The 23289-nt window shown below is 51.0% G+C and carries 22 protein-coding genes; 5 read left to right on the top strand and 17 right to left on the bottom strand.

The genetic code is table 11. The features are described 5' to 3' along the window. Positions 1–5 precede the first annotated feature (5 nt). The 12 genes from CLFS41_RS18375 to gpr form a co-directional block, all read right to left on the bottom strand. The gene (locus CLFS41_RS18375) at positions 6–1445 is read right to left on the bottom strand and encodes an NAD(P)/FAD-dependent oxidoreductase (protein WP_040417567.1); all 1440 of its coding nucleotides are present in this window, start codon (positions 1443–1445) and stop codon (positions 6–8) included. A 229-nt stretch (positions 1446–1674) separates the two neighbouring features. Next, positions 1675–2388: an MIP/aquaporin family protein gene (locus tag CLFS41_RS18380; protein ID WP_007870162.1), complete on the bottom strand. Its 714-nt coding sequence runs from the start codon at positions 2386–2388 to the stop codon at positions 1675–1677. Positions 2389–2439: 51 nt separating this feature from the next. Beyond that, on the bottom strand, positions 2440–3936 hold the full coding sequence (gene glpK / locus CLFS41_RS18385; RefSeq protein WP_007870166.1) for a glycerol kinase GlpK: 1497 nt from the start codon (positions 3934–3936) through the stop codon (positions 2440–2442). Between the two features lie 104 nt (positions 3937–4040). Continuing rightward, the gene (locus tag CLFS41_RS18390; RefSeq protein ID WP_007870170.1) at positions 4041–4610 is read right to left on the bottom strand and encodes a glycerol-3-phosphate responsive antiterminator; all 570 of its coding nucleotides are present in this window, start codon (positions 4608–4610) and stop codon (positions 4041–4043) included. A 241-nt stretch (positions 4611–4851) separates the two neighbouring features. Continuing rightward, complete coding sequence (locus tag CLFS41_RS18395) at positions 4852–5472, bottom strand: thioredoxin family protein (protein WP_007870171.1); 621 nt, start codon at positions 5470–5472, stop codon at positions 4852–4854. 52 nt (positions 5473–5524) lie between these two features. Beyond that, entirely contained in the window at positions 5525–6091 is a 567-nt protein-coding gene (gene ahpC / locus CLFS41_RS18400) for an alkyl hydroperoxide reductase subunit C (RefSeq protein WP_007870173.1), read from the bottom strand. A 153-nt stretch (positions 6092–6244) separates the two neighbouring features. Beyond that, positions 6245–6988, bottom strand: coding sequence for a DNA alkylation repair protein (locus CLFS41_RS18405; RefSeq protein ID WP_045093104.1), 744 nt, complete (start codon positions 6986–6988; stop codon positions 6245–6247). A gap of 14 nt (positions 6989–7002) precedes the next feature. Next, complete coding sequence (gene hemW / locus CLFS41_RS18410) at positions 7003–8292, bottom strand: radical SAM family heme chaperone HemW (protein ID WP_330412812.1); 1290 nt, start codon at positions 8290–8292, stop codon at positions 7003–7005. 31 nt (positions 8293–8323) lie between these two features. Beyond that, entirely contained in the window at positions 8324–10138 is a 1815-nt protein-coding gene (lepA, locus tag CLFS41_RS18415) for a translation elongation factor 4 (protein ID WP_007870180.1), read from the bottom strand. A 164-nt stretch (positions 10139–10302) separates the two neighbouring features. Beyond that, positions 10303–11613 carry a stage II sporulation protein P gene (locus CLFS41_RS18420; RefSeq protein ID WP_045093105.1) on the bottom strand — a complete coding sequence of 437 codons (1311 nt, stop codon included), beginning with the start codon at positions 11611–11613 and terminating at the stop codon, positions 10303–10305. Between the two features lie 66 nt (positions 11614–11679). Then, positions 11680–12633 (bottom strand): DMT family transporter, encoded by a 954-nt coding sequence (locus tag CLFS41_RS18425; protein WP_045093106.1) that lies wholly within the window; start codon positions 12631–12633, stop codon positions 11680–11682. A gap of 76 nt (positions 12634–12709) precedes the next feature. Beyond that, positions 12710–13693, bottom strand: coding sequence for a GPR endopeptidase (gene gpr / locus CLFS41_RS18430; RefSeq protein WP_045093171.1), 984 nt, complete (start codon positions 13691–13693; stop codon positions 12710–12712). Between the two features lie 256 nt (positions 13694–13949). On the opposite strand from gpr, the gene CLFS41_RS18435 reads away from it, so the two are divergent. Together CLFS41_RS18435 and rpsT are read left to right on the top strand one after the other, a co-directional pair. Beyond that, positions 13950–14372 (top strand): hypothetical protein, encoded by a 423-nt coding sequence (locus tag CLFS41_RS18435; RefSeq protein ID WP_007870203.1) that lies wholly within the window; start codon positions 13950–13952, stop codon positions 14370–14372. 151 nt (positions 14373–14523) lie between these two features. Continuing rightward, positions 14524–14787, top strand: coding sequence for a 30S ribosomal protein S20 (gene rpsT, locus CLFS41_RS18440; RefSeq protein ID WP_007870206.1), 264 nt, complete (start codon positions 14524–14526; stop codon positions 14785–14787). A 104-nt stretch (positions 14788–14891) separates the two neighbouring features. Here rpsT and CLFS41_RS18445 read toward each other — a convergent pair whose 3' ends face one another. Genes CLFS41_RS18445 through CLFS41_RS18455 form a run of 3 tightly spaced genes read right to left on the bottom strand, consistent with a single transcriptional unit; the run spans position 14892 to position 18897 of the window. Continuing rightward, positions 14892–16295: a glycoside-pentoside-hexuronide (GPH):cation symporter gene (locus CLFS41_RS18445; protein WP_330583360.1), complete on the bottom strand. Its 1404-nt coding sequence runs from the start codon at positions 16293–16295 to the stop codon at positions 14892–14894. 20 nt (positions 16296–16315) lie between these two features. Next, positions 16316–18025 (bottom strand): glycoside hydrolase family 3 N-terminal domain-containing protein, encoded by a 1710-nt coding sequence (locus CLFS41_RS18450; RefSeq protein WP_045093107.1) that lies wholly within the window; start codon positions 18023–18025, stop codon positions 16316–16318. Positions 18026–18042: 17 nt separating this feature from the next. After that, positions 18043–18897, bottom strand: a complete 855-nt coding sequence (locus CLFS41_RS18455) for an HAD hydrolase-like protein (RefSeq protein WP_045093108.1) — start codon at positions 18895–18897, stop codon at positions 18043–18045. A 219-nt stretch (positions 18898–19116) separates the two neighbouring features. Here CLFS41_RS18455 and CLFS41_RS18460 point away from each other — a divergent pair, with 219 nt between their 5' ends. The 3 genes from CLFS41_RS18460 to CLFS41_RS30265 all read left to right on the top strand — a co-directional run bounded on the left by CLFS41_RS18460 (position 19117) and on the right by CLFS41_RS30265 (position 20911). After that, on the top strand, positions 19117–20349 hold the full coding sequence (locus CLFS41_RS18460; protein WP_007870216.1) for an AraC family transcriptional regulator: 1233 nt from the start codon (positions 19117–19119) through the stop codon (positions 20347–20349). Between the two features lie 186 nt (positions 20350–20535). Next, positions 20536–20688, top strand: a complete 153-nt coding sequence (locus CLFS41_RS18465; protein ID WP_007870218.1) for a hypothetical protein — start codon at positions 20536–20538, stop codon at positions 20686–20688. A 76-nt stretch (positions 20689–20764) separates the two neighbouring features. After that, positions 20765–20911, top strand: a complete 147-nt coding sequence (locus CLFS41_RS30265) for a hypothetical protein (protein ID WP_156200164.1) — start codon at positions 20765–20767, stop codon at positions 20909–20911. A gap of 118 nt (positions 20912–21029) precedes the next feature. Here CLFS41_RS30265 and CLFS41_RS18470 read toward each other — a convergent pair whose 3' ends face one another. Then, positions 21030–22538 carry a sulfatase-like hydrolase/transferase gene (locus tag CLFS41_RS18470; protein ID WP_045093109.1) on the bottom strand — a complete coding sequence of 503 codons (1509 nt, stop codon included), beginning with the start codon at positions 22536–22538 and terminating at the stop codon, positions 21030–21032. A 4-nt stretch (positions 22539–22542) separates the two neighbouring features. Continuing rightward, entirely contained in the window at positions 22543–23289 is a 747-nt protein-coding gene (locus CLFS41_RS18475) for an ABC transporter ATP-binding protein (protein ID WP_007870231.1), read from the bottom strand.

Here is a 23289-nt window from a genome sequence, read left to right on the forward strand (position 1 = left end):
CCCCCTTATATCCTGTCCTTATTGAATCCCACTACCAGTTGCGATCTGCCGCCTGTCTTGGTGATCTCCGTCATAGGGATCCCCAATTCGCGGTGAAGCAGTTCCATGGATCTGGGTGTACAGAAACCGGCCTGACACCGCCCCATTCCTGCCCTGGTCCTGCGCTTGATACCGTCCAGGGACCGGGCCCCAAGAGGCCTGTGGATGGCATCCAGTATCTCGCCTTCCGTAACCATCTCACAGCGGCAGATAATATTGCCGTATGCCGGATCCTTCCTGATCAGTTCCGCCCGCTCCTCCTTGGTCAGGGTATCCGGGTCCAGGATTCCCTGACGGGTCCCCACAAAATCGGGGTTGGGCTCAAGCCCCATCTTATCCCGCAGTATGCCTGCCACCATCCTGCCAATGGCCGGACAACTGGTAAGCCCCGGAGACTCAATGCCCGCGCAGTCCACAAACCCGGGAGCATCCTTTAATTCTTCAACAATGAACTCGTGATGATCCTCATGTGCCCTGAGACCTGCAAATGAGGTGATCACCTGCCTCATGGGCAAATCTTTCACATTCATCCCCGCCTTACTGATAACTTCGTCCAGGCCCTCTCTAGTGGTTGCCGTGGCTTCCTTGTCTTCAATATCGATGGCTGTTGGCCCTACGATCAGATTGCCGTGGACCGTAGGAGATACCAGTACACCTTTTCCATACTTTCCAGGCAGTGCAAAGATGGTACGGCTTACATGGTTTCCTGCGCTCTTATCCAACAGACAATAGTCGCCCCGCCTTGGGGTGATGTGAATCTTTGTTTCGCTGACCATATTATGGAAATGGTCAGCATGAACACCGGCCGCATTGACCACATACCTGGTCTCATACACGCCCTGATTGGTATCAATGGCCCAGCCGCCTTCAATTTTCCTGATGGTCTGGACTTCCGTGTTAAACTTAAAGTCAATACCATTTGTATACGCATTTTCGGCTAAGGCAATGTTCAGGTTAAAGGGACAAACAATACCCGCAGTGGGAGCATAGAGCACCCCCACAACCTCATCCGCCAGATTCGGCTCCATTTCCCTGAAACGCGCCTGATCCGTGATCACCTCCAGGTCTCTTACCCCGTTGGCTGTCCCTCTCTCATAGAGAGCCTGAAGATCCGGCAGCTGCTCCTCATCCACACATACCACAAAGGAACCGCACCGGCTGAATGGGAAATCCAGTTCTTTTGAAAGAGCAGGCATCATCTCATTGCCTTCCACGTTCAGTTTTGCCATCAGGGAACCCTCTGGGGCATCATATCCTGCATGGACAATGGCACTGTTGGCCTTGGAAGTTCCGCAGCACACATCCTCTTCCCGTTCCAGCACGCAGGCATTGACCCTGTATCTGGACAGTTCTCTTGCCGATGCGGACCCAGCCACTCCGGCGCCGATAATAATTACGTCATACATATTCTTCGTTCCCTTCCTTCTCTGTAAAATGGAATCCTGCGTCCGGACCCCTGCACCGCTGCATACTGCAAGTCGGTTAATTCTTCTCTGCGTGCAGCGGGCATTTTCCGAAGAATCCTCTGTGGGCAATACCATTACCGCCTCATAAAAAGCGGGGCAAACAAGGCGTGTTTCCACACCCATTTGCTCCGCTCCACTCTCACGCAATCAATATTAAATTAGATAAAACTTATGCCCATGGAATTGCCTGGTACAGCAATGCCGCAACCACTGCGCCAACCACCGGACCAATGATCACAACCGGTGCATAACCCCAGTTGGAATCCCCTTTGCCCTTGATGGGAAGCACTGCATGGGCGATACGCGGACCAAGGTCACGGGCCGGATTGATCGCATATCCGGTAAGGCCGCCAAGGGACATACCGATTGATACAATGATACCGAACACCAGAAGTTTGTCAACGCCTGCCGGAATACCTGCCACCTGGCCGATCCCCTTGATTGCAAATACAAGTACAAATGTACCGATGGCTTCGCTTAAAATGTTGCGTCCCATGTTAGGAACGGACGGTCCTGTGGAGAACACGCCCAGCTTGGTGGCAGCTGACTCCGTGGCATCAAACTGGTCCTTGAACAGAAGATAGACCAGAACAGCGCCTGCAAATGCGCCTGCAAACTGAGCCACAATGTATCCGGGCACAAGCGCCCACGCTAAACTTCCGTCCACTGCCAGCGCAATGGTCAGGGCCGGGTTAAAATGTGCGCCTGATGCCGCGCCGAAGATAAATGCCGGAAGCATGACCGCAAGACCCCATGCAAAGGTGATCTGGATGGAACCGGCACCTTTCATGCCGGATTTGTTCAATGTAACGTTAGCCACAACACCGTCACCTAAAAGTATCAGTATCATTGTTCCTAAAAACTCCGCTATATATGGCAACATATAGAACCCCCTTAATCTAATTTGTCGTCAACAGTCTCATACTTCATATGATCACTCTTCCTTAGCCCATCCATAGGAACACTTCACAGCCTTGTTCCAGCCATTCACCATCTCTGCCCTCTTTTCCTCGCAGATCTCAGGTGTAAAGGTTCTGTCAATTGCCCAGTTCTTAATAACCTCTTCCTTGTTAGCCCAATATCCGACTGCCAGACCCGCCAGATAAGCAGCTCCCATTGCAGTGGTCTCCACACACTGGGGGCGGTTAACCGGTGCATTGATGATATCGGCCTGTGTCTGCATCAGATAATTGTTGGCGCTCGCACCGCCATCCACCTTAAGCGCTGCCAGTTCAATGCCGGAATCAGCCTTCATGGCCTGGAGCACATCATTGGTCTGATAACACAGGGAATCCAGGGTTGCGCGTATGATATGATATTTGTTCACGCCGCGGGTAAGACCTACAATGGTTCCCCTTGCGTACTGATCCCAATGGGGAGCTCCCAGCCCCGTAAAGGCAGGCACCACATAGCAGCCGTTGGTATCCTTTACTTTCTTTGCCATATATTCGGAATCCGGTGAGGAGTCGATCAGCCTCATCTCATCCCGGAGCCACTGGATCGCAGCTCCGGCCACAAAGATGGATCCCTCAAGGGCGTAATTCACCTTGCCGTCCAGGCCCCAGGCAATGGTGGTTACCAGGCCATTCTTGGAGAACACCGGCTTTTCCCCTGTATTCATCAGCATGAAACAGCCTGTTCCGTATGTATTCTTTGCCTCGCCGGGATTATAACAGGTCTGGCCAAACAGGGCGGCCTGCTGGTCGCCTGCAGCTCCGCCAATGGGGATCTCTCCGCCAAAGAAGGAGGAATCGGACAGGCCGTATACACAGCTGGACGGTTTTGCCTCCGGAAGCATGCACTTGGGAATATTCAGTTCTGCCAGGATCTCATCATCCCATTCCAGGGTGTTGATGTTAAACAGCATGGTGCGCGATGCATTGGAATAGTCAGTCACATGAACCCTTCCCTTGGTCAGCTTCCAGATCAGCCACGTCTCCACGGTGCCGAACAGCAGCTCGCCCTTCTCAGCGCGCTCTCTCACGCCCTCTACATTGTCCAGGATCCATTTTAACTTGGTTCCTGAGAAATATGCGTCAATCACAAGTCCTGTCTTGGCACGGAAGGTATCAACCAGTCCCTTTTCCTTCAGGCTGTCACAATACTCAGATGTCCTGCGGCACTGCCATACGATTGCATGGTACACAGGCTCCCCAGTTTCCTTATCCCACACGATCGTGGTCTCACGCTGGTTTGTAATGCCGATCGCAGCGATATCCTCTGCCGTTGCCCCAATCTTCGACATGGCTTCCACTGCTACGCCCAGCTGTGTGGACCAGATTTCACTGGCATCATGCTCTACCCAGCCTGGTTTTGGAAAATACTGGGTGAACTCTTTCTGTGCAACACTGCACATGTCACCCTTCTCGTTAAAAAGGATACATCTGTTGCTTGTTGTTCCTGAATCCAGTGCCATTACATACTTTGCCATAAAAACCCTCCTTTTCTTTCCGCGCCTGCTTTCATCGCGGACCTTCCTTTTACATCTTCTATTTAAACTTTTTCCATACCCCGTGGAAAAGTTCAAATCCCTCTTTACATCAGCCACACATTGGGATTGGTGGTTGAAACAGATATGGCTCCCGCTGACAGCGCAGCCACCACATCCTCTTTCTCAGATATAAGTCCCCCTGCTATGACCGGTACCTTGACCAGCCTGCACACCCTGCGAATCACCTTTGGCATAAGCCCGGGCAGGATTTCGATGGTGTCAGGCCTGGCCACGGCCATCTGATGCTCAATATTCTCAAACGCCATGGAGTCCAGTACAAATACCCTTAATGTTGTATACAGCGACAGCTCCCTTGCCCGCTTAATCATTGCCGGCTTTGTGGAAATGATGCCGTCTGCTGCCGTATTGTTCTTTATAAAGTCAACTGCCACTTCCTTGCCGCTGAGTCCTGTGATCAGGTCCACGTGCACCATAGCCACCTTATCAACCTGCTCAACCTGATCCACAATGGCTCCGATATTACATATATCCCCAAACAGTATAAACACCACCTTGATCTCTTCCCTGGTACAGCAGGCCTTCAGGCCTTCCATATCCTTAACAGCCGCTATAACCGGATTTGATTCAAGCAGATCGTAAAACTTCTGGTCCATTGGAATCCCCCTCCTTCTTTTAACCAATAAAAAAGAGCATAGTCTTAAACCAACATTTCTGTTGTTCTACTATGCTCTCGTCATCTCAGCACTATTATTTGTCTAAAACCACTATAGCACAATGCACATATGTTTGCAATAGAAAACATTTTTTTCTTAAAAATATCACAATTTATTCTCTCTGACAGCTTTATTTGTTATCTAATTTTAACGAAATTTTAATTTTTGTTCTATGATTGAGTTATTTTTTTAACAAAGCCACTATCTCCGCCATTTCCTTGCTTCCCACGTGGATCTCAGTGTCATTGATGATGATCATGGGTATTCGTTTGATATCATACCGGGCCACCAGGTCCTCGTACAGGGCGGCATCGATCATCTCCGCCTCTATGTTGGGATTGAGTATGGCAATGTGCTGACATGCTGTCACCACTACCGGGCAGTGATGGCAGGCCAGGGAAACACATATCTTGATATTGGTTTTCTGAGCCAGCTTATCGATCTTTTTCTTAAGTCCGCCGGGAACCGCCTGCCCCGGGCCGGCCAGGTTATAGATGGCCAGCACAAAAGAATTGATCTCCTTGCCCCCAGGCACTCCGTGAAATGCCGCCCTGCCATAGATGTTGTCCTTATACAGGCCGGTCACCGGCAGCCAGGCCGTATTAAGCTCCGGCACCATGGACGCCTCCTCCGGGCCGTAAAGCTCCAGGTCCAGCTTTTGGCTCAGGGCAGATACAGCCTTTAAAAAAGCCGCCATCTCCTGATCCTTATCCCGGCTTAGATCCACCACCGCCTTCATGGTCACACTGCCTTCCATCTTCCCGAAAATACCGGAAAGCTGGGCCTGTAATCCCTGATCCATAAGACTGCTCTCACACGGTATCCTTGTTAGATCGATCGTATCCCCCACCTCCTTACAGCATTCCAACCAGATCCAGGCTTGGAGTCAGCGTCTCCTCTCCCGGTTTCCACTTGGCCGGACAAACCTGGTCACCATGTTCCTCCACAAACTGGGCTGCCTGAACCTTGCGCAGCAGCTCCTGCGCATTCCTTCCAATCCCCATGTCGTGGATCTCATATGCCTTTATCTTCCCTTCAGGATTTACGATAAAAGTTCCCCTGAGCGCCTGTCCTTCCTCCTCCACCAGCACGCCGAAGTTCCTGGCCAGCACACCGGCCGGATCCCCCAGCATAGGGTACCTGATCTTCTTAATGGTATCGGATGCATCTGCCCACGCCTTATGTACAAAATGGGTGTCCTCGGAAACAGAGTAGATCTCACACCCTGCCTCTTTAAAATCCTCGTAAAAATCAGACAGATCCCCCAGCTCAGTGGGGCATACAAAGGTAAAATCAGCAGGATAGAAAAAGAACACAGACCAGTGTCCCATGGTATCCTGCCTTGTCACTTCCCTGAACTTGCCCTGATAAAACGCCTGCACTTTAAAATCTTCCACCGCTTTGTTGATCAGATTGTCCATAAATGCACTCCTTCCTGTATTGATTGGTTATATTTTCAGAATTAATTCGATTGTAGCATAAGCTATCTGATACTACAACTGGTTTTTTATCCTGCCGGACCAATCGTTCCAAAAGAAAAAGCCCGCTTAAAAAGCAGGCACCAGGGATTTTTCCTATCCCCGGGATACAGGCCGCTTCATGGCCCTGATCACCGCTTTGGTCTCCCCGTCCACGCGACAGGATTCCGTGATCTTTTGCAGGGCCTTGTTAAACGTCCAGTCATCCAGATGATTGTGTTCCAGATACGGCATCACCGGCTCCGGAAATTTTATAAAGTAGATGGAAATGGCCCAGGCCACTGCCATTTTCACATAATATCCCTGATGATGGATGTGATCCATCAGTTCCAAACCAGCTTCCACATAATCCTCATCCACAAAATGGGACAGCATCATGACCACCGCGAACCGGATCTCGTACTCCTTGTCCGACCGGAGATAGGGGCGGATAAATTCCCAGGATTCCTGCCTGTATTTCCCGGCCACTTTCAGGGAACTGCAGAAGATGTCGCACACAGCCCAGTTATTGATGGCCGGTACAAACTCCTCGATATAGGGAAGGGCCCTGTCCCAGTCTTTGAATCCACCGCAGATACACAGCCCCCAAAGGATCATTTCATCATAATACACGCCTTTCTCCCCCTGGCCTGTCTGTTTCCATGCCAGGGATACTTGTTTTATGTACTCCTGCCAGCCATCTTTTATAAGCTGTTTTGACAGGCCGCGGAGCTGGGGAGTTCGCACCCCCATGATGCCTGTGATCCCCGGCAAAAGCCTGCTGTGGAATTCCCTGTACTCCGGATCCGCCAATTCCCTCAGCTGTCCTCTTATGGTCTCCATCAATGTATTGTCCTGCATGTTCCAACTCTCCTCTATGGCAGTAAAAACTCACTGAGCACAAAATTGCTCACATCCATCCCCCACTCGGTGAGGGAGATCCACACCCCATTTTTCACAAGAAGCCCGTCCGAAATAAGGCGTTCAATCACCGGACCGTAAATTGTCTCCAGCTTGATCCCAAACATGGATACAAAGTCAATCTCAGAGATCCCTTTTGTGAGGCGCAGTCCCAGGAACATAAATTCTTCCATCCTGGCTTCCCGGGTCAGTTCCGTCAAAGGACCGCGAAGCTGTTCCAGGACATTTTCCGGATTCCGGACAGGTTCACCAGGGGGCACCCCCATGGACCCGGCGGTCTCCCCGGCAGTTTCTCCCATTGCCCCGGCGGTTGCCTCCATGGACCCGTTAAAATCCAGGTTCATATACGTGTCCATGTCGCTCACATTGCTGAACCGGCAGTTCCACATAAAGGAGGAGGCGCCCAGGCCCAGGCCCAGATAGGGCACCTCCGTCCAGTACCCCACATTATGTCTGCACTTAAAGCCCGGTTTTGCATAATTGGATATCTCATATCGCTCATATCCCTGCTCCTGCAAAAAATTCCTGGTCAGGTGATAGATGCGGCTCTCCGTCTCCTCATCGGGCAGGGGAGGGTATCCGGGCCCGACCGTCCCCTCCTGCCCGTACCGGTCCCAGAAGGGGGTTCCCTCTTCCACGATCAGGCTGTAGGCGGAAATATGCTCCGGTTTGAGCATGGTCACCTTTTTCAGGGTATTCTTAAAAGACTCCAGCGTCTGGCCGGGAATACTGCTCATAAGATCCACATTGATGTTGGAAAACCCGACCATTCTGGCGCACTGGTAGCTTTTCAGGAACTCCTCAAAGGTATGTATCCTTCCCAGTTCCTTAAGCTCCTGATTGTCCGCCGACTGGAGGCCGATGCTCAGCCGGTTGATGCCGCATTCTTTGTAAATATGCATCTTGTTGTGAAGCAGGGTGCCGGGATTCACCTCAATGGTGATCTCCGCATCCTCCGCCACATCAAAATGATACTTCAGAGACCGCATGATGTCCCCGATCAGGCATGGTTCCATGACAGAAGGAGTGCCTCCTCCTATGAATATGGTCGTGACCTGATATTCACTGCAAAAGGCACCCTGGGCTTCTATCTCCCGTATCAGTTGTCTTGTATATGCTTCCTGAAGCGATTCCAGCGCCCTGAAGGACAGGAAATCACAGTACAGGCATTTCCTGGCGCAAAAGGGGATGTGGACATACAGCTCCATTGGTTTTTTCTTTTTGTTGGTCATAGTCTGATTCATCTCGTTTAGTGGCTCCCGGCACGGGCCGGAATCATTCCTCATCCAGCTTTAAGACACTCATAAATGCCTTTTGCGGGATCTCTACATTTCCAATCTGGCGCATACGCTTCTTGCCTTCCTTCTGCTTTTCCAGAAGCTTTCTCTTACGGCTGATATCACCGCCGTAACATTTTGCAAGCACATCCTTGCGCACAGCTTTCACGGTCTCCCTGGCAATGATCTTACCGCCGATGGCTGCCTGGATCGGAATCTCAAACAGATGTCTGGGGATCTCCTCCTTCAGCCTTTCGCACATTCTCCTGCCGCGGTCATAGGCGGAGTCCGCATGCACAATAAAGGATAGGGCATCCACTTCCTCTCTGTTTACCAGGATGTCCAGCTTCACAAGGGTGGAGCGCTCATATCCCTTCAACTCATAGTCAAAGGACGCGTATCCTCTGGACCGCGACTTCAGCGCGTCAAAGAAGTCGTAAATAATCTCGTTGAGAGGCAGCTCATATTTGAGAAGTGCCCTGGTGGTCTCAATGTACTCCATGCCCAGGTAATTGCCCCTGCGCTCCTGGCATAGGGTCATGATTGGTCCTACAAATTCCGTGGTCACCATGATCTCAGCACTGACAATAGGCTCTTCCATATAGTCGATCTCCGTTGGGTCCGGAAGATTGGAGGGATTGGTCAGCTCGATCATCTCCCCGGTGGTCTTGTATACGCGGTACACAACGCCGGGAGCCGTGGTCACAAGATCCAGGTTATATTCCCTCTCCAGGCGCTCCTCTATGATCTCCAGGTGGAGCAGTCCCAAAAAGCCGCATCGGTATCCAAAGCCCAGGGCCAGGGATGTCTCCGGCTCATAGAACAGGGATGCATCATTGAGCTGAAGCTTTTCAAGGGCGTCCCTTAAGTCATTGTACTTTGCCCCGTCCGCCGGGTAAAGCCCGCAGTAAACCATGGGGGTTACCTTTTTGTAGCCGGGCAGCGGAGTGGCACAGGGGTTGTCCCTGTTCGTCACCGTATCACCCACCCGGGTATCCCTTACATTCTTAATGCTGGCCGTGATATAACCCACCATGCCTGCGCTGAGTTCCTCACAGGGGATGAACTGTCCGGCGCCAAAATATCCGACCTCCACCGCATCCTCCTCCGCGCCTGTGGCCATCATTCGGATGGGCGTTCCCTTTCTTACGGTCCCCTCCATAATACGGCAGAAGATGATGACCCCTTTATAGGAATCGTAAACAGAGTCAAAGATCAGTGCCTGCAAAGGAGCCTGGGGATCTCCTGCCGGAGCCGGTATCTTATGGACAATGGCTTCCAGCACGTCCTCTATGTTTACTCCTGTTTTAGCTGAAATATGAGGGGCATCGCTGGCATCCAGGCCAATGACATCCTCAATCTCCGCAGCCACCCGCTCCGGTTCGGCACTTGGCAGGTCGATCTTATTGATGACCGGAAACACGTCCAGGTCATGGTCCATGGCCAGATAAACATTGGCCAGGGTCTGGGCCTCGATACCCTGGGAGGCGTCCACCACCAGCACTGCTCCGTCACAGGCTGCCAGGCTTCGGGATACCTCATAGTTGAAATCCACATGCCCGGGAGTGTCTATGAGGTTAAAAATGTATTCATTTCCATCCTTTGCCTTGTACACGGTGCGGACCGCCTGCGACTTGATGGTGATCCCCCTCTCCCGCTCCAGGTCCATATTGTCCAGTACCTGTTCCTGCATCTCCCTGCTGGTAAGCAGTCCGGTCTTCTCAATGATACGGTCGGCCAGAGTGGATTTGCCGTGGTCTATGTGTGCTATGATACAAAAATTTCTGATTTTACTTTGGTCAGCGTGGGCCATATTACTTCCTTCCTCTTTCTGCGGCGCGCCGGGGACCAATGGTTCCTGATATCCCCGCCGTGCTCTGTTCATCATGTATAGACGTATTCTCACTGTTTCGCTTAGTAGAATATACCATTTTTTGCCCCTAAGTGCAACTTTTTGTTTGAAAGAATCCCTGGTCCCTATTTCTTTGACAGCACCATATCCAGAAGTTCGGACAGCGGCTCCATTGCGTTCAGGGCCTCTTGGTAGGTATTGTTCTGCGCACCCACTTCGATCAGGCTGGATTTTGGCCGCAGGTGTTCATTGTACCGCAGCCCCTTTAAGTAGATTTTCCTTGTGAATCCGGGATAATAGGCGGCCGCGTCCAGCTGCATCTGGAGGCTGAAGGCCAGGTTATCCTCGCGGTAAGGGTTCTGCAGATATTCAATAGGGCCTTCCGGCGTCTGGCTCAGCCCGTTAAAGAACATAATCTGGGCCGTATCCTTGCCGTCCACCTGGGTTACCAGATGCACATTCTCCCCCACCCCATCCCTGTGGATGTCCAGCACCACCTCAATGGACGGATTCTGCTGAAGGATATTGGTGATCCCGTCCAACGCATAGTTATACGCCTTGCTGCGGTCCAGCTGCCCGTTTTTCAGGTCATATACCGTGGTATCATGGTATACATTATATCCCTTTGCTTCCAGGAGGCTGGTCAGGTATCCCCCTACCCCCACCACGGTCTGACCCGGACCCGAATCTGCAAACGCTTCCTGGGAATGGGTATGATAGATCAGGATCTGGGGCTTTGAATGATCCCCCTGCATGGACATATCCCGTTCCAAAAGAGCTTTTGCATTCATCAGATCCCTGCCTGCCGTTGTGGAAGTATGTACACTGTAAAAATGCTTCATCAAAAAGTCATAATCCGCCAGCTGCTCCATTACATATGTATTGCCGGTGATCGGCCGGTTCAATGTACCTGTCAGGGTTTCCGGAATCTCCATGGTCCCGCTGCCGCCCTGCAGCCCGCTGCCGGGAGCGCCGCCCCGGCCGGCATTTCCCTGGGTATATGTATTCCCGTCCGCATTTCCCTGGACATATTCAGTTCCCTGGCCGCTTCCCTGGCCCGATGCCGCTGCCAGCTGCTCATCCTCCGGCGACTGCTGCCCCGTCTCCTCGTTGCCATACCAGGCCAGATACTGATGCTCCTGGTAAAAGGTCTTCACTGCCTGGTATTTCCTGTAGGAGGGATCCGGGTCAGCCTGCCCCACATAGGGATCCCCGCCGCCCTCCCCGGATATCCGCTTTCCCGGCTGTGCCTGGATCCATATGGTTTCCACCAGCCATTGTCCGCCTGCTTTTATCATACGCCTGTAATCATTCCTCGGAATACTTCCTGCTGCCCGGCCTATATAGCGGCCGCCGAGAAGAAGCAGCATAAGCAGGACCGTGCCGGCAATGAACCGGCGTATCAGCCGGTCTGAGCCTCCACGTCTTACTCTCATATCATTTTTCACCTGTCATCATACTATTATTATGATATGCAGGTGGGATATGGATATTGCGGTTTTTTATTCTTCAGGGCTGTTTAAATTCCTCCCGGGACCGGCTGGGGGATCTGGGCGGCCTGCCCAAAGCCGGGCCAGTCTGCCCTCAGAGATGAAAAGCCCGGCCAGTGTAAGAAACGTACCGGCCGCGGTCCAGGGAGTGATCACCTCCCCCAGCACGGGAATGGATATGATAATGGTGATCACCGGCACCATATAGATATAAATACTGGTCTTTACAGCTCCCAGGATGCGCACGGAAATATTCCAGGTGACAAAGCACATGGCGGACGCCCCCAGGCCCAGATATACCATATTAAACAGGTTCACGCCTGATCTGAGTTCTCCCAGAGAAGGATGGAAATCCATAAAGAACAGTGCTGGGATCATACACACGATTCCATAAAAAAAGGTCCTTCTGGTGGTCTGGATCACATCATATCCAAGGCTTCCGATCTTCCTTGACAGTATGGAATACACTCCCCATATCATGGCGGCAGCTACTGCCATCAGGTCTCCGGCCGGATTAAAGGCCACCCCGCCGCTCCCCCCGAAACTGATCAGCCCGATCCCCGCAATGGCGCAGAAAAATCCCACGATAAAGCTTCCCTTCAGCTTCTCGCCGTCCAGGAAAAAATGTGCCAGGATGCCGGTGAAAATAGGAGCAATGGATACGATCACGCTGATGTTGGACGCCTGGGTATATGTAAGGGCCACATTCTCCAACAGGTAATACAGACAGATACCCGTAAGGCCTGCCAGCGCCATCATGGCCTCCTCCTTTTTACTTTTTGTACGAAAAGGTTTGGGGTTGATGATGCACAGCATGACAAAGCCCAGCACAAAGCGCAGGAACAGGATCTCCAAGGGCGAAAATGCCCTGAGTAACACCTTTGTGGAAATGAATGTGGTCCCCCACACGATCACTGTAAAAAGGGCGGCCGCATGTCCGGCCGCGCTGGTTTTATTAGATAGCATACAATTACGTCCTTCCTGTGTCAAATGTCAATCATCACTATCTTATCACAGGACGGAATATTTATCCACCGGTCATCTACGGAAAAACTGCCTGGTGGATCCCCTCCGATATGGTAAAACTCAGCTGTTTTACCGACTGGTCAATATCCGGAGGCGTCACATACAGGGGACCGAACTCCGGCTCCAGGAGTTCCCTTATAAGCTGGTACTGTTCCTCTGAGTCCATATCCTCGATCCAGCTGCCCGTGCCCTTTGTATTTTCATTTTCAGAAAGTACCCGCACCAGGGCGGACACGGTATCGTGTACAATGGCCGCTGCCCCCACCACGGTGGGAACGCCGATGGCCAGCACAGGCACTCCAAGGCTCTCCTTTGTAAGGCTGTGCCGGTGGTTGCCCACCCCGGAGCCGGGGTGGATACCCGTGTCCGTCAGCTGTATGGTGGTTCCAAGGCGGTGTACGCTTCTGGCCGCCAGAGCATCGATGGCAATAATCAGGTCCGGGTGGGTCTGGCCGATGATCCCCTTTAAGATCTCCGCTGTCTCCATTCCGGTCTGCGCCATAACCCCCGGTGCGATCCCGCTGATGGCGGGAAGGCTGCGGTCCTTTAAAAAGGTATCCCCGTACTGTCCGTCCAGGTGTCTTGTGACCTGGAGATTTCCCAGAACCCTTGGGCCAAGGGAGTCCGGCGTCACCGAGCGGTTGCCCAGCCCCACCACCAGAACAGAGGGCAGGTCCTCCTCCTTCCATCCTATCATTTCCCCCATAAGCTTCCTGATCTGCCTTGCCAGTTCCTCCGAGATCTCGCTGTGGTATTCGTCATCCGCCTTGGACAGGCGGTCCGCCTCCAAAGTCAGATAAGTGCCCTTGGGCTTGCCCATGGCTTTTGCCCCCTGTTCATTGAGAATCTTCACCTCTGTCAGCTTGACCTGGCTCTTCTGGTGATGCCATTCCTTTAATTTAACTCCGGAAATCTCACCGCCGTCCCCCTCAAAGCTTTCCTTCTGTTCTAACGCCAGGTCCGTCCGTACCTCGAATCCGCCCTGAGCCGCTGTGTTTATTGTATCCGTAACCGTCTCCGCCGCGTTATTTTCTGCCGCGTTATTTTCTGACACGTTCTTTTCCTCCATATTTCCCTTCACCTCTTGCTTTATTTTTCTACAGCAATTCTGCGCAATCATGTTTCTATCTGCGGTTATTTTAGGCAAAGAAAGGAAAAAATATGTATGGCAGCCTGTGATACGTTTGACATTTTCCTGCACCGGCTTTAAAATAACAGTAAATGAACCGCGCAATGACTGTGACGGAGGAATGAGCATGAACAGGAATGGTACAAAGGACCGAATCCATGTAACGCCCAATGATCCCTACATATACATTATGATTACCATGTTTGTGCTGATGGCTATCAAGAGTCTGCAGGATGACCTGTTGCCGCTCAGCATCGTACTGGCAATCGCCACACTACTTATGATCACAGGTTACAGACGCCGCAGGATAATCGCAGGCTCAGGCGGGATTATATTTTACAAGCGCTGGGGAAACACGGTGAGAATCCGTTACTCCCAGATTACCAGGATCGAGGTGAGCTTTTGGGTCCGTGGGACCTCCATGGACTTCTTTATTGGAAAGGAATGTGTCGGGCGCTGTTATTCCGGCGACAATAATTTTGACATTCTTCTCAATTTTTTGCTGGAAAAGATGCCGGAACGGTTCGACTTCCATAGTTCTCCCCTTTAATCCATGTTTTTCTTCAAAAATCCTCCATTTTTGTCTTGACATTCCGTCCCGGATTCGCTAGAATACAATAGTATGTTTACATTAAACTGTCCGTGTCCAGACTTTGATGGAAAACACAAAGATTATATGTAAAGAACGGAGGTGTATTTCATTGGCTAACATTAAATCTGCAAAGAAAAGAATCTTAGTAAACGAGACTAAGGCTGCAAGAAATAAGGCGATCAGATCCAAGGTTAAAACTGCAATCAAGAAGGTTGACGCTGCTGTTGCTGCTGGGGACAAGGCTGCTGCCCAGACTGCACTGCTGGCTGCTACTTCCGAGATTGATAAGGCTTGTACCAAGGGAGTATATCACAGCAACACTGCTTCCCGCAAGGTATCCCGTTTATCCAAGGCTGTTAATTCCATCGCTTAATTCATAGAGACAACGAACGAATTAGTAGTTAACAAAAACCTTTCCGGCTCAACCCACCGGAAAGGTTTTTTTGTTATATCTGTCAACGGTCAGCTGCCTGCATCTTACTTTCCTGCCCGGCGTTCCCGGAGGACCAGGGAATTCTCCTCCACCTTCTTCTTGTTAAGAGGATATACCACCAGCAGCATGATGGTCACGCAGAAAAACAAAAGGGCGGGAACCAGGGTGGAAATAGTATACAATCCGTTTAACACCTGGGGACTCTGAACCTTGTCGGCCGACTGGTATCCGATCATCTCCAGGGCATAACCGCTCAAGCCCCCTGCCAGTGCCTGCCCCACCTTTCTTGCAAAGGAATACACCGAATAGATGGTCCCGTCCTCCCGCTTGCCGGTCATTACCTCCGCATCATCGATCACATCCGTAATATTGGCCCAGATCACCAGATTAAAGAAATTCACACCCAGGAACCCGATGGCCGCAGAGATCATATACACCCATGGATTGGTCAGTTTTAAAAAGAACAGCACCAGGTAGACCGCGCCGGTAAACGCAGTGGCCGCCACGGCAGCTTCCTTCTTGCCCATGCGCCTTGTGATGCTGCCCACAAAGGCGGCCAGGATCAGGGACAGCATGATATTGATAAAAGTGTAGCTGGAAAATGCTTTAATGTCCCCAAAATAATCCGCATACAGGTAGTTGTTCAGACCGCTGATCAAAAGCTGGCTCAGCATCAGGAACAGGGCCGCCCCTATGATCCCCAGCATGGCGCGGCTGGAAAATATGGTCTTAAAGGTTTTTGCCAGGGTGATCTTCGGAGCGTCCGGATCTTTGTCGATCTTCACCCGCTCTGTGGTGCATTTGTAACAGATCACATAGCAGACAATGGCACACAGGGAAAATGCAGCTGCTACAACCGGGAAAATATGGCCGTTATTGCGGATGACCTGCGCCCCGCTCTCATCCGTGGCATAGATAATGACCGGTCCCAGTACGCCAATGACCAGCTGTGCCAGGTTTGCCCCAATGCCCCGGAAGGTGGATAACCCGGTGCGCTCATCCGGTTTATCGGTGATGGCAGACGCCATGGAACCGTAAGGGATATTGATGGCAGTGTAGCAGATGCTGCCCCACAGCAGGTAGGTCACATACATGTATACGATTTTGACCGTCATGGATGCCCCGGCCAGGGAGGACTGGTACATGAGGAAGCTGGCAATGGCCACCGGCCCGGCCATGCGGCGGATCCACTGCTTGAACCTTCCGTCCTTTCCGGGTCTGCACACATCCACAATACGGCCCATTGTGATATCCGTAAACGCGTCAACCACCCTGGCCGCCAGGAACAGGGTCCCCACCGCTGCCCCCGGTATTCCCAGCACCTTCATATAAAAAACCATGAGAAAGGTACTGGCAAATATAAATGTAAAATCGTTTCCGAAATCTCCAAATAAGTATCCGATCTTATCTCTCAGGCCAAATGGCCTCACCTGTTTCCCGTCCATCATTTCTCCGTCCCTTCCTCTCTCTAAAACCTTGTTTCCCATCGATTACAGAAAACATTGTCATTCAATCGTCCCATGAATTTGCTCTTTCCCATCATCTTGGACAGGGCTGCCTCAAAGGCCTCATGGCTTGGCATATACGCGTTAATATAGCAGCGGGCCATGGGCACATCGATCAGGTTGTTGGTAAGGCTCAGGGACAGTACAAAGGTGGGAAGTTCGGACATGTACCATGGCTGTTTGGCCGGCTCATCCCATTTGATGCGCATGGTGTTGAACTGGGCAAACCCCTGTACGTTGAGCACCAGAAGGACTGCGTCATACCTGGCTTTAAATTCTTCCATCCTGCCCTTTTTCTGCTCCACCACAGCGTCCACCTCAAATCCCCGGGACTCAAGCTGGCTCACAATATCCCCTATGATCTCCTGGTCATTACTCTTAAATTTGGTTCCTGCTATCACAGTGGCCTCAGAGCCGATATAGACCAGCTTCAGACGTCTGTATTTTTCCGTTGTCATGGGAAGGTAGGAGCGCCTGTCCTTAACCAGGGTGATATAACGGTCAGCCAAAGCGGCTGCGGTCTGATGGTGTTCCTTACACCCCACCACCAAAAGGTTCTCCCTTGGAGGAACCAGGGTCCCTTCTCTCTTGTGCACATGAAGATTCAGGGCGGCCTTGACGCCAAGGATCCGGTGAAGTGCATCGTTTAAGCGCTCCTGGGTGATGGTGCCGTTTTTATACCCTTCCATCATATATCCAAAGTCTTCATCCCTGTCATTAAAGAACAGGAACATGTCACATCCGGCTGCAATGGCCCCGGGAACCTGTTCCCTTCTGGAAACAGAAGCGCCAAACATGCCGATCATGTGGGAGGCATCCGTGACCACCAGGCCGTTAAAGCCAAGCTGTCCCTTTAGCAGTCCGGTGATCAGTTCCGGTGCTAAAGTGGCCGGACGGATATCCTCGTCCCTGATACCGGGGCAAAGCTTTCTGGAATAAGCCGGAAGGGCAATGTGCCCTGCCATGATGGTCATGCATCCCTCATCGATCAGCGCCTTATATACGCGTCCAAAGCTCTTATCCCATTCCTCCACGCTCATATCATTGATGCCCATGATCAGGTGCTGGTCATTTTCCTCCGTGCCGTCCCCGGGGAAATGCTTCATGCAGGTGGCAAAGTTCTGGGTCCTCATGCCCCTGAAAAAGGCGGCGGCGTATCGTATCACATCATCCGGCTTGTCGTTAAAGGCCCGGAGCTGGACAATGGTATTTCTCCAATTATACGTCAGATCCACCACGGGAGCAAAGTTCCAGTTGCATCCCACGGCCGCGCTCTCCTTTGCACTGATGGAAGCCACCTCATACACGGCATCCTCGCTGTCCATGGCAGCCATAGCAGCCCCATTGGCCAGCATGGTCCCCTCATTGACGCCGCCGTTTCCTCCCATCTCGCAGTTGGACGCTATAAGAAGGGGGATCCTGGAGGCATCCTGGAGATTCTTTGCCATCTCCCACAGTTCTTCCTTGGAAGCATTATGATACCGGATAGCCCCCGGGTGATATGTATCCAAAACCTTTTTTATATTTTCCGGCCTGCGCTCCTCCTCATTGGCCACCATGTTCACGAATAATTGTCCTATTTTCTCCTCCAGGCTCATGGAGCGGATGGTTTCCTCCACCCACTGCACCTGTTCCTCACTCAGATTATACGGTTTCTGTCTCAGATCTACCATTTTATTCTCCCTTCTCTTTACGCCTGTAAGTTCTTCTCAAATTCATCTGTCAGCTGACCCTGCCACAGATCCGTGAAATCATCCTCCGCCAGCCGTTTCACGGCATCTGCAATGCCCCTCCAGCTCTCATACTCATGGGCCACAAGGATCGGATAAAAATGTATGCGGTTCTCTTCCGCCGCCAGCCGGTCCCCCGGCGCATCCCCCACCATCATCACATGTTCCCTTTTATACCCGTATTCCAGCAGCTTCCTGATACAGGATGATTTAGACCCTGCATTCTGGGCCAGCAGAATATCCACATACTCCAACAGCCCGTGCCTCCCCCATTCCTCCTTCACCGCATCCTGATTGGCAGACGATACAATGGCAATATCCGCATACTGGCGGATCAGCGCAATCCCTTCCCTGACTCCGGGAAAGGGAAGCATGTCTGTTTTGGGAAGCTGTTTGATCTCCCGGTTCACTGTCTCCGACCAGTGGAGTGCCTTTTTCAGGCAAATGCTGCCTGAGGATCGTACCTGTCTCTCCAAAGCGCTGTTTGACAGCTCATCTGTCTCTCCGGCCCAGGCAGTCAGGTCCGAAAGCTTTGGAATCTCCAAGTACAGATGATCCACCGTCTCCAAAACCAGGGCCAGGGCTTTAAACCGGTTCGTTCCCCTTGTCATGGAATAAAGATTGACCTTATTCCACAGGTCCAGAACTTCCCTTTCCCGGTTTTCCAGCGCCCACTCCTTTACCATGCACGGACCAAAGCACCTGAAATGCTTGATATCCATGGTATCCATGGCACATCCGTCCGAATCGATACAGACCAGATGATCCTTCTTTTTCTGAAAGCCTGTAAATGGACCGTCTTCCACATATTCCATATATGCTGCCTCCTTTTCCCTTTCATGGTTTTAATCTAGCCCAAAACCACAAAAGAAAAAAGAGAGGATATTGCTTTAAAATAGTACTATTTTTTGGTATACTAATTATTAGTAGAAAATTTTCCTAAATAATCGCAATATTATAGTATTAATCTGTAACTGTTCAGGACATCCGATGTGGACTGTTACATTCATTTTATGTTAAGAAAGGAATCTTTCATGAATACGGATGTTCTCACCCTGTTTTCCCAGATTATCCAGGCCCATCACATGAACTGCCTGCAGATTGAACCTGACTTTTCCAACCTGTACAAGGCTGACATGGAACTTCGGTGCAAGCTTTACTCGGATTACGATTACAGAGGTCTGGAATACTTTATCCAGCAGAACTGCCGTGAGGCAGAGATCGTTAAGATGGTGGATGATTTTTCCCTGACCATTTACATCCTGCGCATTGGCCAGACATCCATTTCCCCTGTCCTTCAGGATGTGATCATGCTCATGGGACCTGTTATGGAGACGCCGCCCTCCCTTACGGATATCCGGCGTATCATGGCGGACAAGAAGCTGCCGGAGAACCTGCTGCGGGAACTGCAGGCATTTTACAACAATGTCCCTGTGCCCTCAGACCTGAAGGCCCTGGAGTCCACGCTGCTGACCATTGCGGACAATCTCTTCGCCAGAAACCACATCCTGCGGCTCATTCCGGAGGAGGGAGGGCTTTCCTTTGAGACCTCCCCGGGTTCCCTGACGCTGAATGAGCGCCCTTCCATTGCCATGAGCAGCATCGAAGAGCGCTATGAGGTGGAGGAAACCATGTTAGATGCCATCACCTGCGGGGATCAGGATAAAGCGGGGCGGTATTACAGCCTGTTTAAAACCTACCGTATCACCCCGCGCACGGAAAACGCACTGATCAACCGCAAGAACATGATGATCATTTTTAACACCCTGTGCCGGAAATCCGTGCAAAAAGGCCACGTACACCCGGTCTACATTGACGACCTGTCCACCCGCTTTGCCATCCGCATCAACCAGGCGCGCTCCATGAGCGAACTGGATTCCATTGACAATGATATGGTGCACAAATACTGCCTGCTGGTGAGGAACCATTCCATGAAGAACTATTCCCAGATCGTGCAGCGCTGCATTACATACACGGATTTCCACTATGCCGAACCACTGACCCTGGCCTTTTTCGCAGACATGTGCCATGTGACCAAATCCTATCTGTCCAGCCTGTTCAAAAAGGAAACCGGATCTAATCTGACCGATTACATCCATGGGGTGCGCATACGCCATTCCCTGCAGCTTCTCAACTCCACCACACTGCCCATCCATGTGGTGGCCAATGGATGCGGGTATACGGACGTAAATTATTTTATTAAAATATTCAAAAGGATCCATGGGATTTCGCCAAAGCAGTACAGGAATCAGATGCATAAAGATTAAGGGCGCGTTGCATAATATTAAGGAAGTTAACATGCATCGCACGTAAGGGACCAAAAGACGGTCCCTAAGTGCTCATAGCGAACCACTCCACTAGGTTCGGGGAATACCTCACCAAGTGGAGATGACATGCATCGCACGTAAGGGACCAAAAGACGGTCCCTAAGTGCTCATAGCGAGGTGGTTGGAATGGCATCTTATGTGTCCCCGAAGATTCGGGAGAAATTTGAAACCCTTTCCGTGGACCTGAAAAATGATATCCTGGAGCGCAATGTGCATCTGGAAACGCTGCAGGATCTGATCCAGGTTCTGGAAACGATCGTGAAAGAAGGCGGTTCTTAAAACGCGCCTGCAATTGCTTTCTGACTGCTTTTTGCAGACAGGCAGTTGGCCGGCGCGTACATCAACAGGAGGTGGCATGATGGACAAAACAGAACATTTGACCAACAAGACAGACAGGGATTGCTCCCATGATACGGACAAGGTAAAAAAAGACGGCTGCTCCTATGTGGAGCCGCTCCCTGAATCATCCCGGCCAAGACGGGATGGTCCTGGAGGTAATTAAATCCACGGAAAAAACAGGACCAGATATCCCCTTGGGGAGCCGGTCCTGTTTTCTGGATCCAGATTTTCTTGGTTATGTTTTTCTTTGTTCGGCTTGTTTTAGTTCTGTCTTTTGGGCGCTATTTTTCCTGCACCTGCCTTTCACGGCTCTTTTCCGCTTTTGGTTCGCCGTCTTCCCAGATGATTCCCGGTCCGTATGGGGCCAGGCTTACCATAATATAGGGACATGTACAGGCGTCCTTCGTGGTTTTGGCAAACTGCCACATTTTCCTGCACATGCTCTTTACAATGCCCTGATGCTCTTTCTCATTGATCACATTATGCAGTTCCCATGGATCCTGCTCCAGATCATACAGTTCATCCTCGTCAAATCCGTTAAATACATATTTCCATTTCTGATCCCACACAGCCCGCTGTATCCCGTATAGTTCGTTTCCGTTTGTCTGGGTGTAGATCTCTCTCCTCCACTCCCCGGGGATTTCCTCGTTCAGGAAGGGGCACAGCGACCGGCCTGCTGTTGGAAGCGCCTCCTTCACGCCTGCCAGTTCCAGGATGGTGGGGGCGAAATCTGTAATGGATACCAGCTCCTTCACGCTTTTATGGCCCAACATGCCTCCGCCTCCGATCGCTGCGCAGATGTGGTATGCTTCCCTGAAACATGGGAGGCCTTTTGCCCACAATCCGTGGGCTCCCAGATAATCCCCATGGTCAGTCAGATATATGATATACGTATCCTGAAAAATTCCTTTTTCCTCCACTGCCTGGAGCAAACGGCCGAACATGGCATCCTCAAAGCTGACAAATGCAAGATACCGGCGCATACTTTCCTTTTCTTCCTCCAGGGTCAGATCAAACCGCCGGCGCGTCCTTCGATAGAGCGCCGGCTTATCCTCCATGGGATCGTCAAAGCTTTCCGGGAGTTTCATATCAACTCCCTCATACAGTTGGATGTACTCCTTTGGCGGACAATAGGGATCATGGGGTCCTGTAACTCCCACGTACATGAAAAAGGGATCGGCTTTGTCATAGTCGCGTATGACATCACAAGCCTTTTGCACCGTGATCCGGTCCCCAAAGGGGTCCTGGTCTTCTCCAAATTGATAATATATGGGATACCCCTCCCGGCTGATCTGTCCAAAACCCTCTTTTTTTCCTGACAGATCAATGTTTTGTACTGATTGGTAAACACGCTCCCAGTCATTGCTTCTTGGTCTGTTTTCCGGCCGGAACCTTCCGTAATTGGAAACATACTCATTTAAAACATGTTCAAAGCCCCGGTCCTTGGGGCCCTCATAGGCGCTGACATGCCATTTCCCCGAAAAATAAGTACGGTATCCGGCCCTGCACAGCACCTCCGGAAACAGTTCTACCCCATCATATAGTCCGCGGGATAAGGCATTGTCAATCTCTACATTATTCCAAACCCCATGTTGTGAGGGATATAACCCGGAAAAAAAGGAAGCTCTTGAGGGACAGCAATGGGGCGACACACAAAATGCCTCCTCAAACACCACTGCCTTTTCGCAAAATGCCTCTATATTCGGTGTTATGGCCTGATGTTCTTTCTTTATGGTATCCGCATTCTGCTGATCCGTCATAAATACAATGATATTTGGTCTTTCTTTCACTTTTTCACCACCAACGTATTAAATCTGTTACTTCATTTCGGATTTTTACAAATTCCCGGTCTGCCACATCTCTTGGCCTCTCCAGATGACAGTCCAAAATCTGCTTGACCCCGGTTGGCTTATTGGTGAGAACCATGATGCGTTCCCCCAGATAAACCGCTTCCTCCACATTATGGGTAATAAAAATTACAGTTGTTTTTGTTTTCTGCCAAAGCTTCAGCAATTCATCTTCCAGCTTAAAGCGCAGGTCCAGGTCCAGCTGCCCATAGGGCTCATCCATCAACAGCAGTTCCGGATAAGTCGCAAATGCCCGGGCAATAACCGTGCGCTGGAGCATGCTGATGGACAGCTGTCTTGGATAGTAATGCCGGTATTCCGTAAGTCCTACTATTTCCAGCATTTCTTCCACCCGCTCCTTCAAAAGCGTTTGCGGCACCCGTTTGATCTGCAGGCCAAACCGGATATTCTCCTCAACCGTAAGCCATTCCATAGCCGAGCTTTCCTGTAAAATATAAGAAATGTTGTTCTTCCTGCAATCAATAGGCGCTCCATCTACCAGAATCTCTCCGTCCGTTATATCATAAATTTTAGTCAGGCAGTTTAGGAACGTGGTCTTTCCACATCCAGTCGGCCCTACAATACACAAGAATTCCCCTTGCCTGACATCGAACGATATATGGTCCAATACTTTCAGGTCGCCAAAACATTTGGTCAGGTTCCTAGCCTGCACCTTTATATTTTCTTTCCCCAT

This window comes from Clostridium sp. FS41, from assembly GCF_000954015.1.
GTDB lineage: Bacteria > Bacillota > Clostridia > Lachnospirales > Lachnospiraceae > Enterocloster > Enterocloster citroniae.